This window comes from Rhodococcus sp. NPDC056516 (assembly GCF_042794655.1).
Taxonomy (GTDB): domain Bacteria; phylum Actinomycetota; class Actinomycetes; order Mycobacteriales; family Mycobacteriaceae; genus Rhodococcus_F.
This window is the reverse complement of record NZ_JBHTTG010000004.1, coordinates 538,141-554,340: the sequence shown is the minus strand read 5'-3', so window position 1 is coordinate 554,340 and position 16,200 is coordinate 538,141. Positions and strand designations below refer to the sequence as shown.

13 protein-coding genes are annotated in these 16,200 nt (G+C 63.5%); 6 read left to right on the top strand and 7 right to left on the bottom strand.

What is annotated here, in order from left to right; genetic code table 11:
- Window positions 1–189: 189 nt before the first annotated feature.
- Window positions 190–1,998, top strand: coding sequence for a 2-isopropylmalate synthase (leuA, locus tag ACFQ6Y_RS15440; RefSeq protein WP_003943488.1), 1,809 nt, complete (start codon window positions 190–192; stop codon window positions 1,996–1,998).
- A 240-nt stretch (window positions 1,999–2,238) separates the two neighbouring features.
- Entirely contained in the window at window positions 2,239–2,616 is a 378-nt protein-coding gene (locus tag ACFQ6Y_RS15435; protein WP_003943489.1) for an SHOCT domain-containing protein, read from the top strand.
- A gap of 124 nt (window positions 2,617–2,740) precedes the next feature.
- Here the strand turns inward: ACFQ6Y_RS15435 and ACFQ6Y_RS15430 are convergent, their stop codons facing one another.
- Complete coding sequence (locus ACFQ6Y_RS15430; protein ID WP_378542873.1) at window positions 2,741–3,634, bottom strand: LysR family transcriptional regulator; 894 nt, start codon at window positions 3,632–3,634, stop codon at window positions 2,741–2,743.
- A 90-nt stretch (window positions 3,635–3,724) separates the two neighbouring features.
- Between ACFQ6Y_RS15430 and ACFQ6Y_RS15425 the strand changes: the two genes are divergently transcribed.
- From ACFQ6Y_RS15425 to ACFQ6Y_RS15410, 4 genes are read left to right on the top strand one after another with little or no spacing between them, the layout of a single operon-like run.
- Window positions 3,725–4,666: an EamA family transporter gene (locus ACFQ6Y_RS15425; protein ID WP_378536993.1), complete on the top strand. Its 942-nt coding sequence runs from the start codon at window positions 3,725–3,727 to the stop codon at window positions 4,664–4,666.
- Between the two features lie 25 nt (window positions 4,667–4,691).
- Window positions 4,692–5,945, top strand: a complete 1,254-nt coding sequence (locus ACFQ6Y_RS15420; RefSeq protein ID WP_021332917.1) for a MurT ligase domain-containing protein — start codon at window positions 4,692–4,694, stop codon at window positions 5,943–5,945.
- Window positions 5,938–6,651, top strand: coding sequence for a type 1 glutamine amidotransferase (locus ACFQ6Y_RS15415; RefSeq protein WP_019746560.1), 714 nt, complete (start codon window positions 5,938–5,940; stop codon window positions 6,649–6,651). Before ACFQ6Y_RS15420 ends, ACFQ6Y_RS15415 begins: the two co-directional genes overlap by 8 nt.
- Window positions 6,652–6,710: 59 nt before the next feature.
- A complete protein-coding gene (locus ACFQ6Y_RS15410) occupies window positions 6,711–8,411 on the top strand; it encodes a VWA domain-containing protein (RefSeq protein ID WP_378634075.1) in 1,701 nt (566 codons plus the stop codon).
- A gap of 4 nt (window positions 8,412–8,415) precedes the next feature.
- Here ACFQ6Y_RS15410 and ACFQ6Y_RS15405 read toward each other — a convergent pair whose 3' ends face one another.
- The 6 genes from ACFQ6Y_RS15405 to ACFQ6Y_RS15380 all read right to left on the bottom strand — a co-directional run bounded on the left by ACFQ6Y_RS15405 (window position 8,416) and on the right by ACFQ6Y_RS15380 (window position 16,199).
- Window positions 8,416–9,579 (bottom strand): low temperature requirement protein A, encoded by a 1,164-nt coding sequence (locus tag ACFQ6Y_RS15405; RefSeq protein ID WP_378536983.1) that lies wholly within the window; start codon window positions 9,577–9,579, stop codon window positions 8,416–8,418.
- Window positions 9,580–9,645: 66 nt separating this feature from the next.
- Window positions 9,646–10,773 (bottom strand): acyl-CoA dehydrogenase family protein, encoded by a 1,128-nt coding sequence (locus ACFQ6Y_RS15400; RefSeq protein WP_378634072.1) that lies wholly within the window; start codon window positions 10,771–10,773, stop codon window positions 9,646–9,648.
- Window position 10,774: 1 nt separating this feature from the next.
- Entirely contained in the window at window positions 10,775–11,980 is a 1,206-nt protein-coding gene (locus tag ACFQ6Y_RS15395) for an acyl-CoA dehydrogenase family protein (protein WP_378634069.1), read from the bottom strand.
- A 17-nt stretch (window positions 11,981–11,997) separates the two neighbouring features.
- Entirely contained in the window at window positions 11,998–14,208 is a 2,211-nt protein-coding gene (locus ACFQ6Y_RS15390; RefSeq protein WP_378634066.1) for an acyl-CoA dehydrogenase, read from the bottom strand.
- Between the two features lie 27 nt (window positions 14,209–14,235).
- Window positions 14,236–15,366, bottom strand: coding sequence for a steroid 3-ketoacyl-CoA thiolase (locus tag ACFQ6Y_RS15385; protein ID WP_378634063.1), 1,131 nt, complete (start codon window positions 15,364–15,366; stop codon window positions 14,236–14,238).
- Window positions 15,363–16,199 (bottom strand): SDR family NAD(P)-dependent oxidoreductase, encoded by an 837-nt coding sequence (locus ACFQ6Y_RS15380; protein WP_378634060.1) that lies wholly within the window; start codon window positions 16,197–16,199, stop codon window positions 15,363–15,365. The genes ACFQ6Y_RS15385 and ACFQ6Y_RS15380 overlap by 4 nt, the downstream gene beginning before the upstream one ends.
- Between the last annotated feature and the right edge of the window lies 1 nt (window position 16,200).

Sequence of the window (16,200 nt, the reverse complement as noted above, 5' to 3'; positions counted from 1 at the left end):
TTCTCGCGAAATCCAGGAGTAGAGTGCTGTGCATGCAGCGCGCACTCCTTCTTGGTTGCCGCGACGGGGTCTGATCCAGACTGGCCTCCCGCCGCGGGGTTTTTGTGCGCCGGTCGACCAAGCCTTCCGGACTCATGGTCTTGACCAACAGGTCAACAGGCCGGGTCCACAATCCTGGAGATCACACCCATGTCCCCCGCTGACGCATTCACCACCGGCACTCGCACCATCACCCCGCCCACGAAGCCGGCACCGTCCGACCAGCCTGCGTGGAACACGCAGAAGAACTCGTCGATGCCGACGTTCCGCTACCGCCCGTTCGCCGAAGAGGTCGAGACGGTCACGCTGCCCGACCGCACCTGGCCGGACAAGATCATCGACCGAGCACCCCAGTGGTGTGCCGTTGACCTGCGCGACGGCAACCAGGCGCTGATCGATCCGATGAGCCCGGCGCGCAAGCGTCGTATGTTCGATCTCCTGGTTCGTATGGGCTACAAGGAGATCGAGGTCGGCTTCCCGTCCGCGAGCCAGACGGACTTCGATTTCGTTCGCGAGATCATCGAGGACGGCGCCATCCCGTCCGACGTCACCATCCAGGTGCTGACGCAGTCGCGTCCCGAGCTGATCAAGCGCACGTTCGAGGCCTGTGAAGGTGCCGAGAACGCGATCGTGCACTTCTACAACTCCACCTCGATCCTGCAGCGCCGCGTCGTGTTCCGCGCCGACAAGGACACGATCAAGAAGATCGCCACCGACGCCGCCGAGCTGGTCCTGGCCGAGTCCAAGAAGTACCCGGACACGAACTGGCGCTGGGAGTACTCCCCCGAGTCCTACACCGGCACCGAGCTCGAGTACGCCAAGGAAGTTTGTGACGCCGTCACCGAAACCCTGGGTGCGACGCCTGCCAACCCGGTCATCCTGAACCTGCCTGCCACCGTCGAGATGGCCACGCCCAACGTGTACGCCGACTCCATCGAGTGGATGCACCGCAACCTGGCTCGCCGCGATTCGGTCATCCTGTCGCTGCACCCCCACAACGACCGCGGCACCGGCGTCGCTGCAGCCGAGCTGGGCTACCAGGCCGGCGCAGACCGTATCGAAGGCTGCCTGTTCGGCAACGGTGAGCGCACCGGCAACGTCTGCCTGGTCACTCTCGCTCTGAACATGTTCACGCGTGGCGTCGACCCGCAGATCGATTTCTCGAACATCGACGAAATCCGTCGCACGGTCGAGTACTGCAACCAGCTGCCCGTCCACGAGCGTCATCCGTACGGCGGCGACCTGGTCTACACCGCATTCTCCGGCAGCCACCAGGACGCCATCAACAAGGGCCTCGACGCCATGAAGGTCGACGCCGACAGCCAGAACTCCGACGTCGACGACATTCTCTGGCAGGTCCCCTACCTGCCGATCGACCCGAAGGACGTCGGCCGCAGCTACGAGGCCGTCATCCGCGTGAACTCGCAGTCCGGCAAGGGCGGCGTCGCGTACATCATGAAGGCCGATCACGGTCTCGTGCTGCCGCGTCGTCTGCAGGTCGAGTTCTCGCAGTCGGTCCAGAAGATCACCGACGGTGAGGGCGGCGAGGTTTCGCCGAAGGAAATGTGGGACGTCTTCCACGAGGAGTACCTCGCTCCCATCACCCCGCTCGAGCGCATGAAGCAGAAGGTCACCGCGTCCGAGGAAGACGGCGGCACCGATGCGATCACCGCGATCGTCAAGGTGAACGGCAAGGAGCAGGAGATCTCGGGAACCGGTAACGGCCCGCTCGCTGCCTTCGTCGACGCGCTGGGAAGCATCAACTTCGACGTTCGTGTCCTCGACTACTCCGAGCACGCGATGTCCGCCGGTGACGACGCCCAGGCCGCGGCCTACGTCGAGTGCGCCGTGACGGGCCCGGAGGGTCAGAGCACCGTTGTCTGGGGTGTGGGTATCGCCACGTCGATCACGACGGCCTCGCTGCGCGCTGTGGTCTCGGCAGTGAACCGCGCCAGCTGACACTCAGCTCCCGACTCGTGAACAATCCCTGGTCTCACCCGATTTTCGGGTGAGACCAGGGTCGTTTTCAGGGCACTGAAGATTTTCGGTCCATGTTTTCGATTCGGCATGACATTGGTCCCGAAAGAGTCGGTTAGCGAAGTTAACAAAAAGAATTCACCCATCGAGGATGATGCAGACGCCACGTGCGCGTGAGATAGTCAGCTCAGACAAATCCGACTTGTGAAATGGAGCTCGACAATGGATTCCTTTTGGGACTTCCTCTGGCTGATCATCATCAGCTTCGCGTTCATCGCGTACTTGATCCTGCTCTTCTCGATCATCACCGACCTGTTCCGCGATCACAAGACCTCCGGCTGGGTGAAGGCAATCTGGATCGTCTTCCTGTTCTTCATTCCGCTGCTCACCTCGCTCGTCTACCTGATCGTTCGCAGTGATGGAATGGCACAGCGGTCCCTCGAGGCTGCGCAGCAGGTCAAGAACGCACAGGACAGCTACATCCGTGAGGTTGCCGGAAAGTCCCCGGCTGAATCCATCGCAGATGCAAAGGCACTTCTCGACGCCGGCACCATCAGCGAAGAAGAATTCGCGGCACTGAAGGCCAAGGCGCTCGCCTGATTCCGGCCATCGATAACCGGCCTCCACTTAACCGGGCCTCAATAGTCAGTGGAGATTGCACTACCGAAGCGGGAGCGACACTAATCGTGTCGCTCCCGTTTTGCGTTCATTCACCAACTGTCGTTCATTCACCAACAGCACGTGCGACGTCACGAAAGGCGTCGAGTACCACTCCGATTGCCGGACTGCGATCGGAATGTAATCGAGTTGCCAATTCATAAACGCGTGCAGCGCGCACTCCCGCCACCGGTTTCCTCGATACTCCGGGATGCGTGATCGCGTAACGCGGCATCAAAGCCACGCCGTGACCCGCCGCCACCAGCTCTTCGATGACGCGGAAATCGTTTATCCGATGAGCGACGCGAGGCTGGACCCCGGTTACCGACGCAACCGACAGCAGAACGTCGTCGACCGGAAACCCGCCGCGCACGCTTATCCAGTTCTCATCGGCCAATTGTTCCAACCGAACCGAATCCTGCTCGGCGAGTGGATGATCAGGCCGCAGCACCAGATCGATCGGTTCACGCATCAGCGGTTGCACGCTGACCCGGGGAAATGACGTCTCGGCTCCGCGTTCGTCACGGTGAGTGAGGATCACATCGTGATCGGCCAACAGCCCAGGGACGGCCGACGCCGGCTTGTCGACGTCGTAGGCGTCGATGTCCACGTCCGAGTTCTTCAGCGCCGTCAGGACACCTGGCAGCAGGAGTGCCGCGCCGGAGGGGAAGAACGCGACTCGCACCTTGCCGCGCGGCGAGCCTCGGTACGACGCCATCTCGTCCGCTGCCCGGTCGAGCGCCGCCACCACGTCGTCGGCGCGAAGCACCAGCGCTCGACCCGCGTCCGTGAGGCGCAGCGTGCGCCCGTCCGGCTCGAGGAGCGAGACCCCCGCCTCTCGGCCGAGGATCTTGAGTTGTTGCGAGACGGCGGACGGCGTCATCGAGAGGGCGAGAGCAGTAGCGCCGACGGTTCCTCGGTCGGCGAGCTCGCGGAGAATCCGCAAGCGAGTGGCATCCATACGGTGACGAATATCCATGTAGTAAAACTACATGGATAGTGCATCTATATTCGCTTGTTCTGATGCTTTGTAAGGCTCACGATTAACGTCATGACTCCCCGCGACCGTCTCCTCGGCCTGACCGTGATCGTCTTGTGGGGTCTGAACTTCCTGGCCATTCGCGTCGGCCTGGATCATTTCCCGCCGTTCTTCTTCGCAGCGCTGCGGTTTCTGATCATCGCGATTCCGGTGGTCATCTTCGTGCCGCGTCCGCAGGTACCGCTCCGTTGGTTGCTGCTCTACGGATTCGGTTTCGGATTCGGCCAGTTCGTCTTCCTCTTCTGGGCGATGCATTCGGGGATGCCGACGGGCCTTGCATCACTTGTCCTGCAGTCGTCAGCACCGTTCACCGTCCTACTCGGCGCGTTCCTGCTCCGCGAGAAGCTCAGCGTCTGGCAGGTCTCCGGTATCGCCGTCGCCGTTGCCGGTATGTCCTTGATCGGCTGGGACCGCTCGCACCATGCGGCACTGTTGCCCGTGATCCTTACGCTCCTCGGCGGTCTGTCCTGGGCATTCGGCAATCTCGGCAGCCGCTTGGCCGCGGCGAACACCGTCGGCGATCCCGCACCGATGCGGTTGATGTTGTGGATGTGTGTCATCCCGCCGTTGCCGATGCTCGCACTGTCAGCCGTGGTCGAGGGCCCCACCGTCGGCTGGCACGCACTCGGCACCGCATTCAGCGCCGACGCCTGGCCCTCGCTGGTCGGGCTGGCCTACATCATCGTGCTCGGCACCATCGCCGGATCCGGGCTCTGGACGATGCTCATGGGCCGCTACCCGGCCGGCATGGTCGCGCCGCTCTCCCTCCTGGTGCCGGTGGTGGGAATCGGCGCGTCCTGGCTGTTCCTGCACGAGGATCCGAGCCCGTTGTCGCTGGTCGGGGCTGTCATCGTGATTGCCGGAGCGAGTGCCGCACAGATGAGGCGCAAGCCCGCTGGCACTGTTTTCTCGGACACACCTGCAGCTTCACCACCGGCGCGACTCGGCGTCTGACGACGCCCTGTGCCAAACTCGGGCCGTGGGAACTGGACTATCGATCACAGTGCGCGGAAAGCTCGCCATGCGAGCTGCCGCAGCAGCATCTTGGGCATCGCAGAAGGCCGGTCGCGGCAAGGGTTCGATGATCGGCGGGCTGATCGCTCTCAAGATCGACCCGACGCTCATGACTCAGCTCGGACGCGGCAAGCGCACCGTCGTGGTCACCGGCACCAACGGCAAGTCGACGACCACGCGTATGACCGCTGCAGCTCTCGCGACACTCGGTGACGTCGCGACCCAGGCCGACGGCGCCAACATGGATGCCGGGATCGTTGCCGCTCTGGCAGCGCGTACCGATGCGACGCTGGCGGCACTCGAGGTCGACGAACTGCACGTCCCCCACGTAGCCGACGCCGTGAACCCGGAAGTGATCGTGCTGCTGAACCTCAGCCGCGATCAGCTCGACCGGGTCGGCGAGATCAACATGATCGAACGGAAACTGCGCGCGTGCGTCAACGCGCATCCGAATGCGGTGATCGTCGCCAACTGCGATGACGTACTGGTCACCTCCGTGGCATACGACGCCACCAACGTCGTGTGGGTTGCGGCCGGCGGCGGCTGGGCCGGCGATTCCGTCAGCTGCCCGCGCACCGGGGAACCCATCGTGTGGGAGGGAAAGCACTGGCGCAGTACCGGTTCCGACTTCGCGCGGCCCGAGCCGACCTGGTGGCTCGACGACGACAATCTCTACGGCCCCGACGGCCTGAAGATTCCGATGACGTTGACCCTCCCCGGAAAAGCCAACCGCGGTAACGCAGCTCAGGCCGTAGCGGCAGCAGCGGCTTTGGGCGCAGATCCGGTCGGGGCAGTTGCCGCCGCGTCGACGGTTCAAGAAGTCGCCGGTCGGTACAGCACCGTCGAGGTCGGACCGCACTCCGTTCACATGCTGCTCGCGAAGAATCCCGCGGGTTGGCAGGAAGCGCTGTCGATGATCGACCCCACGGTGGACGGACTCGTGATCGCGGTGAACGGTCAGGTGCCGGACGGCGAAGACCTCTCCTGGCTGTGGGACGTGAAGTTCGAACACTTCGAAGGCGTCAAGGTAGTGGCCGCCGGCGAACGCGGAACCGATCTGGCAGTTCGCCTCACGTACGCAGGCGTCGAGCACACCCTCGATCCGGATCCGTTGCGCGCCATAGCTTCCTGCCCTCCCGGACGTGTGGAGGTACTGGCGAACTACACGGCCTTCCGCGACCTCAACACCGCCATCGCGAAGGAGTCTCGCAATGTCTGACTCGACAATTCGCATCGGTCTGGTCCTCCCCGACGTGATGGGTACCTACGGCGACGGCGGCAATGCCCTGATCCTGCGTCAGCGTCTGCGGATGCGCGGCTACGACGCCGAGATCGTGGACATCACCCTCAGCGATCCGGTCCCCGATTCGCTCGACGTGTACACGCTGGGTGGCGCCGAGGATTCCGCTCAGCGCCTCGCAACGCGCCACCTCGCGAAATACCCTGGCCTGCAACGCGCCGCCGAGCGTGGCGCACCGGTTCTGGCGATCTGCGCTGCCATTCAGGTGCTCGGCAACTGGTACGAAACCTCCAGCGGCGAACGCGTCGACGGTGTCTCGATGCTCGACGTCACGACCTCACCGCAAGAGAAGCGCTCCATCGGCGAAGTCATCACGAAGCCGCTGATCGACGGACTCACCGCGCCCCTCTCGGGATTCGAGAACCACCGCGGCGGAACAACTCTGGGTAGCTCGGCCTCCGGATTTGCGCGGGTCACCCATGGCGTCGGAAACGGCGTCGGCGACGGATTCGAAGGCGTCGTGCAGGGTTCGGTGATCGGGACGTACATGCACGGACCCGCTTTGGCTCGCAACCCCGAACTCGCGGACCTCCTGCTCATGCGCGCCCTGGGTGTGAACGAGCTGGAACCCCTGCATCTGCCCGAGGTCGACAAGCTCCGCAAGGAACGACTCGCGATTCGCTGAGCCAGTGTCGTCCGTTCGGACGACTGTTGGCGGACTGCGGCAGCTCGTAGTCTCGTTCCATGCGTCTTCGTGTGGCGATCTGTATTGCAGCGACTGCGATCATTGCCGTCGGATGTTCGACGCAGGGCGGCGGTGGAAACCAAGAAGCAGGCGGGACCCAGCAGGCAACTGTCGCTGCTGCTCCGGCTTCAGAAGTGAGCGCAACGGCGCCTACCGTCATCGTGCTGGACGCCTCGGGGTCGATGAAGCAGGACGACGCTCCCGGCCTTCGAATCGACGCCGCCAAGAACGCGATTCACACTCTCGTCAGTGGCCTTCCAGACGAGGGTGCGCTCGGTCTGATCGCGTACGGCACCTCCACGGGTAGCAGCGACGCCGAGAAGGACGTGGGTTGCCGCGACATCAAGACAGTCGTGCCCCTCGGCCCACTCGATCGAAACGCATTCGCAGCGGGAATCGACGGGCTGTCCGCGTCGGGATACACCCCGATCCTGTCTGCACTTCAGCAAGCGGCCGCCGCGCTCCCCGTCGATGGCGAGCGCACGATCATCCTCGTCTCCGACGGGGAGGACACCTGCTCCCCCAAACCTCCGTGCGAGTCCACCGAAGCGATACCTCACGATCCTGGCCTGACCATCCACACCATCGGATTCAAGCTCGACGCCGCTGCGTCCGCCCAGTTGACGTGCATCTCCGACGCAACCGGGGGCATGGCGATCGACGCCGCCAACGCGGCGCAACTCACCGCACGGCTGGCGGTTGCCTCGAATCCCGAATCCGCACGGGAGCGACTCTCCACCAGCGGCTTCCGCAACCTTCGGATCGGCATGACCGAGGGTGAGGCGCGGAAGGTGGCCGGCGACCTGGCACCGCTATCGAAGACCGGAACAGTGGTCGTCCAGTGGCAGGACTGCGAATTGACCTTCACCGACGGCGTTCTCGTCGAAATTGCGCCCCGGACCGGCGCTGCCACACTGGACGGACTGACCGTCGGCCAGAAGATGCAGCGCGCCGCCGAACTGTACGGTCCCTTCACTGCCACAACCAATTCCGACGGTGAATCCGTCGCAGTCTTTCCGGCTGACACCGAAGCGGGAACCGGGTATCGCATCACCTTCACACCCGAAAGTAAGAAAGCGGATGAGGGAACGATCACCCGCATAGTCCTCTGCCGATGCTTGCCTGCGACTGCGGGATCATCGGCAGGCGGTACCCCGACCGAGATCGTGAATCTTGTTGCCGTCGACGGTTCCGGCAAACCCAAGTCCGGTTGGAGTGTCACGACACCGGCCATGAAGATCAGCGAGTGCTACGCGGCATCGCAGTCGGCAGTCACGCCGGGAGTCATCACCTGCGGAATCACCGCAGACGGGGCGGACGCGTGTTGGGTCGGTCCGGAGCCCGATTCGATTCTCTGCCTGCAATTTCCCTGGGGAACAGAACTGATCACCGCTCGGGGTGTGGACGGCGTCGAGGCATATCCGCCGCCGACCGACCCTCCTCCGTTCGGGCTCGAACTCGAGAACGGTCTTCTCTGCCGCGTCCGACACGGCGGTTCGTGGCCCTCTCCCGAATCGAACCCAAGCCTGGCGGGCGCCTACTCCTGCCGAGGGCAGGGGGCGGATACCCCGATCGTGTGGTCCGAAAGCAGCTATCCGATAGATCGTTCCGAAGATCGGTGGACGGTGCTGGTCGGACCGTCGAAGGGACCGTTGGAGACCGTCGCGGTCACCAAGGCAATATTCCTTGCCGCCGAATGAGCGCTCAGACGGTTTCGGATTTGCCCTCGGTCAGGATCAGTTCCACGGCCAACAGCGCCGCGCAGGCCAGTCCCGCGACCAGTTCGGGCACTGCGGTGTAGGTACCGCCGAGGACGACGATTATCGCGACCGAGAACGGTGCGAGAGTGCGTACCGACGAGTCGTGCAGTCGAATGTGGATGAACCACAAGGCCGCGAGGATGACCGCGACCGGAACGGTGACGGCGGCACCCGTCACCAACGCGCTGCCGTCGCCGTGATGGGTCCAGAAGTCGACACGTGAGGCCAATCCTGCACCGATGGCGGCAGCGGCCGCGAAGATGAAGTAGTGACCGAACCCCCAGACGAAGGGTGAGACGTTGTCACCGCCGATCACTTCGCCGGCATTGCGTTGGAAGTACAACCACCACAGACTGAAGACGATCAGGATTCCGCCGATCACGACGTAGGTGACCTGCGCTGCCGGATGCTCACCGTCGACCGCGTCCTGAATTGCGATGGTGGTCGAGAGGATCGTCTCGCCCAGAACGATGATGAAGAACAACGAGTACCGCTCCGCGATGTGATGCGGGTGCCACGGCGTCATGCCCGGCTTCTCGGACCAGATCGGAACCGCGAACTCGCACAGAACCAACACCAGGAACGTCGGAACGTAGATGGCGGAGGGCACGAAGTAGAAACCGATCCAACCGAGTTGGACCAGAACGATTCCGAGAGCGTATCGACGAGCCGTCAGTGCGTGTTCCGGGTCGTTCCGCGAAACCCTGAGCCATTGGATGACCAGAGCTATTCGCATGATGACGTAGCCGACGATGATCAGCAGGGCGTCGTCGTTGAAGAAGCGGACGATGCCCGCGGCAAGAACCAGCGACCCGAGGATCTGGAAGATGGTCAGCAGGCGGGCAATTCCGTCGTCGTTGTCGTACGCCGAGGTGAACCACGTGAAGTTCAGCCACGTCCACCAGATCGCGAAGAATGCCATCGCGAAGTGTCCGACGCCCGAGGCCGCGTGCCCTTCGCTGATCGCATGGTGCAGACCGGTGGCCGCTTGAGCGACCGCCACGACGAAGCAGAGGTCGGTGAGCAGTTCGAGCGGCGTCGCCACCCGATGCGGCTCGTGCGGATCCCGCGGAACCAACGGCCTGATGAACGAACTGGTGCGATTCACGAAGGGCAGAGTAGCGCGATGATTGCCGACGCGCTGCCTGTGACTGGAACCCGATGTCTCAGATATTCACGCCGACGCCCCGATCTGAGCGCGGATTTCCAGCTGATCGGCGAGTTCGGCGCCTATCGCCCCCGCGCTCCCCAAGGTGAAGGCGATCTGGCGTCCCCACAGGAAGTAGCGGTGAATCGGGTAGTCGACATCCGCGCCCATCCCGCCGTGCAGGTGCTGGGTCGCGTGCACGACGCGCAAACCGCCGCGCGAGGCCCACCATTTGGCGACCAGCGCAGCCGCTTCCGCTTCACTCTCAACTCCGCTGTCCATCAACCAGGCAGCGCGGTGGGTGGTCAATCTTGTGCTCTCGGTGTCGAGGTACGCGTCGGCGGCCCGGACTGCCACTGCCTGATTGGTCGAGAGCGGACGGCCGAACTGCACGCGCTCCGAGGTGTATTTCGCCGTCATCGCCAGCGCTTCCTCGCAGACGCCGGTGGTCAGAGCAGCCAGTGCCACCCGTGCACGCCGCAGCGTCCAGTCTCGAACTACCGTGCCGTCTGCGGGAAGTGCGTCGGCTGCACTGACGGCAACCCCGTCGAACTGCACAGCGCTGTTGCTCTCGCGGTTCGTCACCGCAAGCGGTGTTCGCACCAGCGCGTCCCGATCCGTCGGCACGATCATGACGGTGACACTGTCGTCCGGCATCGTCACCGGAACAACCAGTGCTGCGGCGAACTCGGCGGCCGGTACGGAGTCGACGCGTCCGGACAGAACCCAACCGTCAGGCGCCGGCTCGGCGCGAACTGCCGTCTCGGCGTTGTAGCCGGTGTCGAAGGCACCTGTGACGATCACCGAGCCGTCGAGCAGTCCCGGAAGCCACGACGCTTTCTGCTCCGAGCTGCCGAACTCCGCGATCGGCAGCGCCGCCGTGGAAATCACCGACCAGAGCGGTACCTGGGCGACTCGGCGACCCTGTTGTTCCAGCACCGCTGCCAGACCGAGCATTCCGAGACCCGCTCCCCCGACCTCTTCCGGCAGAGCAATTCCCAGCACGTCGGAGTCGGCGAGGAGCTTCCACAGTTCGGCGTCGAAACCGCCGGCGCCCTCCACTTCCCGCAGGCGGTCCACTCCGGACTTCGCCGAGAAGATCGATTCACTCAGATCCCGCACGGCGGACAAGTTGTCGTCGAACTCGAATTCCATGTCAGCTCTTTTCATTCTGTGCAGCGGGCCGGCGACGCGCAGCAAGCGCCATGCCCAGGCATTTTGCGGCGACGATTTCACGCATCACTTCGTTGGTTCCACCGCCGAAGGTGTTGTTCTGGGCGCGTCGACCCAGGTTCTCGACCCGCCCTTCCAGTACCGCTCCGGGTGTGCCGGGGCGCAGTAAGCCCTTGGCGCCCAGCACTTCCTGCAGCATGCCGTAAGCACTGACGACGGCCTCGGTGCCGAAGATCTTGGCCGCAGCTGAATCGCCACCGCCCAACGTGTTGGCAGCGACGTCCGCCACCAGTCGCAGATTCATCAGGTCGGCAGCACTGAGCAGCGCGTAGACCTCTGCCAATTTCTCACGTACCCAACCGATGTCGTAGACGTGGCCGTCACCGGCGGGTTCGGTCTTTGCCCATTCGACCACCTCGGCAAAGAGCTCGTTGGCTATACCACCGCGCGCCGCCAGGGCCACACGTTCGTGGTTGAGCTGGTTGGTGATGAGCTTCCACCCTTGATTGAGCTCACCGACGACATTGGTGATCGGCACCCGAACATCTTCGTAATAGGTTGCCGAAGTGCTGATTCCACCCACGGTGTGAATTTCGGTTACCGAGAAACCCGGCGAGCTGGTCGGCACCAGGACCACGGAAATGCCCTGATGCGTCGGCGCGTCAGGATCGGTACGAACGGCAAGCCAGACCCAGTCGGCAAACACACCGGCGCTGGTGAAGATCTTGTTGCCGTTGATGACAAGCTCGTCGCCCTCGATGCGGGCGCGCGTTTCGAGTGCCGCGAGATCGGTGCCCGCATTGGGTTCGGTGTAGCCGATGGCAAAGATCAATTCGCCCGCCAGGATCGGACGCAGGAAGAAGTCCTTCTGAGCTTGCGTCCCGTGCTTGATCAGAGCGGGTCCGACGGTGTTCAGCGTGACCAGCGACAGCGGCGCATTGGCGCGAATCACCTCGTCGTAGAACACGTACAGAGCTTCGGGGTTCTCACCCCGGCCGCCGAATTCCTCCGGCCACCCCAAGCCCAGCCAACCGTCCTTACCCATCCGGCGCAGAATGCGATCGAAGACGGGGCCGCCTTCGGTCTGATCCACGAGAGCACGACGATCTTCCTCGTTGATGATCTCCGCGAAGTACGCGCGCAATTCCTTGCGCAGAGTCTTCGACTCCTCCGACAAATCCAAATACATGGTGAAGCTCCTAAGATCTACGAACGCGGCAGGCCGAGTACGCGCTGCGCGATGACGTTGAGTTGAATTTCGACGGTTCCGCCGCCGAACAGAATCGAGGGCAGTCCGATGTGGTCTATTGCGTAGTTCGCTGCCGGATCGACAACGGCGGCGCGCGGTCCGAGCAGACGCAGCAGGTCCCGCGAGCCCTCGCGTTGTGCCAGGGCGTTGTACACCTTCGAGACGCTGATCTCGGCGCCCGGTTCCTGACCTGCCAGTCGCGCCGACACTCCGCGCAGATTCATCGCGGACAGCGCCAGTTCACGAGAGATACTGCGGCCGAGGCCTTCCGCCGCGTCCTCGCGGGGGCAGTCGTGGCTCGCATCGGCAATCACCTGACGGAATTGATCGCTCGAACCGTGGTGAAGTGTGCTGCCCATGCTCAGACGCTCGTTGGACAGTGTTGTCGCAGCCAACTTCCAGCCCTGACCCGGTTCCGCGACCAGGCAGTCGTCCGGCACGAAGACGTCGTCGAGAAATACCTCGTTGAACTCCGACTTACCGGTGGCTTGCTTGAGTGGACGTACGTCGATGCCCTTCGAAGTCATGTCGACCAGGAAGTACGACAGCCCACGATGTTTCGGAGCGTCCGCGTCGGAACGTGCCAGGCAGACTCCCCAATCCGCCTCGTGCGCACCCGAGTTCCATACTTTCTGACCCGAGAGAACCCAGCCACCGTCGACCTTGCGGGCTTTGGTACTCAGACCGGCCAGGTCTGATCCCGCGCCCGGCTCACTGAAGAGCTGGCACCAGATGATGTCGGCTCGCAGAGAAGGCTCGACAAACCTGTCCTGTTGCTCGGCGTTGCCGTGTTCGAGGATCGTGGGCAGTACCCATTCTCCGATCACCGTGGACGGTTGAGCCCAACCTCGCATCGCGAATTCGTGTGCGATGACGGCTTGTTCCCTCGGTCCGGCCCCCAAACCGTACGGCGCCCGATAGTGCGGGGCTACCAGTTTGGCGTCGGCAAATCGTGCGCGTCGAGCGCTACCTTTGGCCGGCGCCCAACTCGCGCTGGTGGTTCCGTCGTCCGGCAGCAGCGCAACTTCGTCCAGAACCCTTCGAACCTGCTCTCGCAACTCCGGCAGCATGTCCGGGTCGACAAAGGAGAAGTCGCGGACCGAATCGGCAGACCGGCCGCCCAAGGCGTGTGCCCACTTCACCTCGGATCCTGCCAGCGCCGCAATACTGATCGCCCGGCGCCAGTACAGATGGGCGTCGTGCTCCCAGGTGAATCCGATTCCGCCGAGCAACGTCACACATTCGAGGGCGTTTTCGATGCCGACGGGCAGTGCAGCCAACGCGGCTTGAGCCGAGACAAGTTTCTGCTGATCCTCGTCGTGGTCCTCGGATCGAGCCGCATCCCACGCTGCGGCGCAGGCAATCTCGGAGCGGACCAGCATCATGGCTGCCTTGTGCTGGACTGCCTGGAAGCTTCCGACCGGACGACCGAACTGCTGACGGGACTTCACATAGTCGACCGCGGCGCGTAGCGCCCACCCGGCGATACCGCTTGCCTCCGCAGCCAACACCGTGTTGACGATCAGTTCGACTCGGTGCGTCTGGAGACCGTCGACGATCAGCCCAGTGTCGACCTGGTGATCGGTCAACGTCAGTGTTCCGATCGACCGTGTCAGATCCACTCCGTCTTCGACCTCCACCGCAGCGGAAGGCGACGGTTCGAGCCGGAACCACAACTCACCATCTTCGCTGTTTGCCTGCACGAGAACGACATCGGCTCCCGGCAAACCCAGGGCAGGGTCGGCAGAACCGCTCACCGTCCACCCGGCATCGCTGCGAGCCGCGCGCAATCCCGCGCCGGTGCAGACTGCTCCGGTTGCACCGGTGGCCAATTCGGTCAGCATTGTCTCCGCGGCCGAGCCAGTGGCTGTTGCAAGGATCCCACTGGCGATGACCGTGGGAACGTACGGTCCCGGATAGAGCGCATCGCCCAATTGCTCGACTACCACAGCCAGTTCGGCAAGTCCTGCCCCGTCACCGCCGTATTGCTCGGGCAGGTGCACTGCGTGCAGGCCCTGACGGACCAATCCATCCCAGGAGTCCAGCCGATCCCCGGCGACGTAGCGCTTGACGTTGCTGCGCGTGTCGGCGATGCCACCGAAGCGGTTCGCGAATGCGGCTACCGCTTCCGCCAGGTCACGGTGATCTTCGAGCAGGGGCAGTGCCATGGCAGGTTCCTCAATCTTCGGTTCTTGTCAGATGCGTTCGAGAATCAGACAGGTAGTTGCGGCTGACGCACAGATCGCGATCAGTGCGGTGGACTTGTCTCGGCGTTCCAGTTCGTCGATAACATTGGCCAACAGCCTGATTCCGGTTGCACCGGCCGGATGGCCCAGTGCGATTGCGCCACCGTTGACGTTCAGCAATTCGGGATCGACGCCGTGAACCTGCGCAAACGACATCGGTACCGAAGCAAATGCCTCGTTGACCTCGAACAGATCGATATCGTCGATCGTCAGGCCGGTGCGGCCGAGCACGATGTTTGCCGCGTCGACGGGGCCGTCGAGCATGAACTCGGTGTCACCACCGATGACGCACTGCGCCAGTATCTTTGCCCGCGGTCGCACTCCGAGGGCCTTCGCTCGATCCTCGGACATCAGCAGAGCGGCACTCGCACCGTCCGAGACCTGCGAAGACGTTCCAGCGGTGTGCAGTCCGCCCTCCTGAACGGTCCGCAGTTTCGCGAGTCCTTCGAGACTCGATTCGCGTAGACCCTGATCCCGATGAACCGGAACATCGGAGCCCGGAGCCAGCACATCGATGATGTGCGAGTCGAATCGTCCGGCCTCCCATGCTGCTGCGGCTCGCTGCTGCGAGCGCAACCCGAAGGCGTCGAGATCCTCGCGGCTGAAACCACGCTTGACCGCAATCCGATCGGCCGCGGTGTACTGATCGACGGTGTCAAGTGACCACGACTCCGGACGTGGTGTTCCGAGGCCGGTACCCACCTTGTAGGTGAGTGGTGCCCGCGACATCAGTTCCACACCGCAGGCAACTCCCACGTCGACTGCACCGATGGCGATTTGCCCGGCGATCAACTGCACCGACTGCTGCGCGGTTCCGCACTGCGCGTCGATCGTGGTGCAGCCCGCTTTCAACGGAAGGCCCGCATGCATCCAGGACGTACGCACGATATTGCCGAACTGCTCGCCGAGAGGCGTCACGCAACCACCGATGACCTGGTCGACTGCGCCAGGATCCACGCCGACCCTATCCAGCACGCCTTTCTGCGCGTAACCCAACAGTTCGGCCGCGTGGACTCCGGACAGCCATCCCTCACGCTTGCCGAACGGCGTTCGTGCTGCGTCCACGATGACGGGCTTCATGCCAACTCCTCGGTTCGTAGTGCCGTTCCGTCCAGACCTCGCACGGTCAGCGCCCAGTCGTCGATCAGGTCCAAGCTCACGCACGAGCGAGCAGTGAACTCGGTGTCGCAACCACACAGCGCTGTGACCGCTTCCACCATTTCTTCCATAGATTCGACCTGATCCGGCCGGATAGTCTCACCGACCAGGACTCTTGCGCCCTCGCTGAGCACCGCCGCCCGCGGTTGAACCGTGTTGACACGCACCCCCTGGCCGTAGAGTTCCACGCCCATGCCGTTGCTGATCCTGTTGAGCGCTGCTTTGGACGCGCCGTACACGGTCATCGCGGTTCCCGGTTCGACCCACGTGAACGGCGGGCCCTGCCACGGTTTGACGGTGCCGCTGGACACGTTCACGATCCAGCCGTATCCGTTTGCCACCATCCCCGGCACCACGGCTTGCATCAGATCGAGCGGTGCGTGGACATTTGCCTCGAACATCAGACGTCGCCGACGCAGTGGGTAGTCCGACAGCGGTTGATAGATCGCTGCTGCCGCGTTGTTCACCAGGATGTCGATCGTCCCACCGAGCTTCTCGATTGCCGCCGGCACAACGGTGTCGCGCTGCTGCTCGTCCGTCAGATCCGCAACAATGATCTCGACCTTGTTTCCGTACTTCGCAATTCGAGCGGCCGTCTCCCCGAGACTGCCGGGCAGGGTTGCGTGCGCACCGAGCGTCCGGGCCACGAGAGCGACGTCAGCGCCTTCCGCTGCCAGCCTTTCTGCGACGCCAGCGCCGATTCCGCGGCTGGAACCGGTGACAAGCGCTCGGCGCCCTTTGAAGCGATCGGTCATG

Bases quoted from the DNA above. Each gene is read 5' to 3' on its own strand.
- ACFQ6Y_RS15400 (WP_378634072.1), bottom strand. From the start codon at position 10,773: ATGGAATTCGAGTTCGACGACAACTTGTCCGCCGTGCGGGATCTGAGT.
- ACFQ6Y_RS15390 (WP_378634066.1), bottom strand. From the start codon at position 14,208: ATGGCACTGCCCCTGCTCGAAGATCACCGTGACCTGGCGGAAGCGGTA.
- ACFQ6Y_RS15425 (WP_378536993.1), top strand. From the start codon at position 3,725: ATGACTCCCCGCGACCGTCTCCTCGGCCTGACCGTGATCGTCTTGTGG.
- ACFQ6Y_RS15415 (WP_019746560.1), top strand. From the start codon at position 5,938: ATGTCTGACTCGACAATTCGCATCGGTCTGGTCCTCCCCGACGTGATG.
- ACFQ6Y_RS15380 (WP_378634060.1), bottom strand. From the start codon at position 16,199: ATGACCGATCGCTTCAAAGGGCGCCGAGCGCTTGTCACCGGTTCCAGC.
- ACFQ6Y_RS15395 (WP_378634069.1), bottom strand. From the start codon at position 11,980: ATGTATTTGGATTTGTCGGAGGAGTCGAAGACTCTGCGCAAGGAATTG.
- ACFQ6Y_RS15435 (WP_003943489.1), top strand. From the start codon at position 2,239: ATGGATTCCTTTTGGGACTTCCTCTGGCTGATCATCATCAGCTTCGCG.
- leuA (WP_003943488.1), top strand. From the start codon at position 190: ATGTCCCCCGCTGACGCATTCACCACCGGCACTCGCACCATCACCCCG.
- ACFQ6Y_RS15430 (WP_378542873.1), bottom strand. From the start codon at position 3,634: ATGGATGCCACTCGCTTGCGGATTCTCCGCGAGCTCGCCGACCGAGGA.
- ACFQ6Y_RS15385 (WP_378634063.1), bottom strand. From the start codon at position 15,366: ATGAAGCCCGTCATCGTGGACGCAGCACGAACGCCGTTCGGCAAGCGT.
- ACFQ6Y_RS15410 (WP_378634075.1), top strand. From the start codon at position 6,711: ATGCGTCTTCGTGTGGCGATCTGTATTGCAGCGACTGCGATCATTGCC.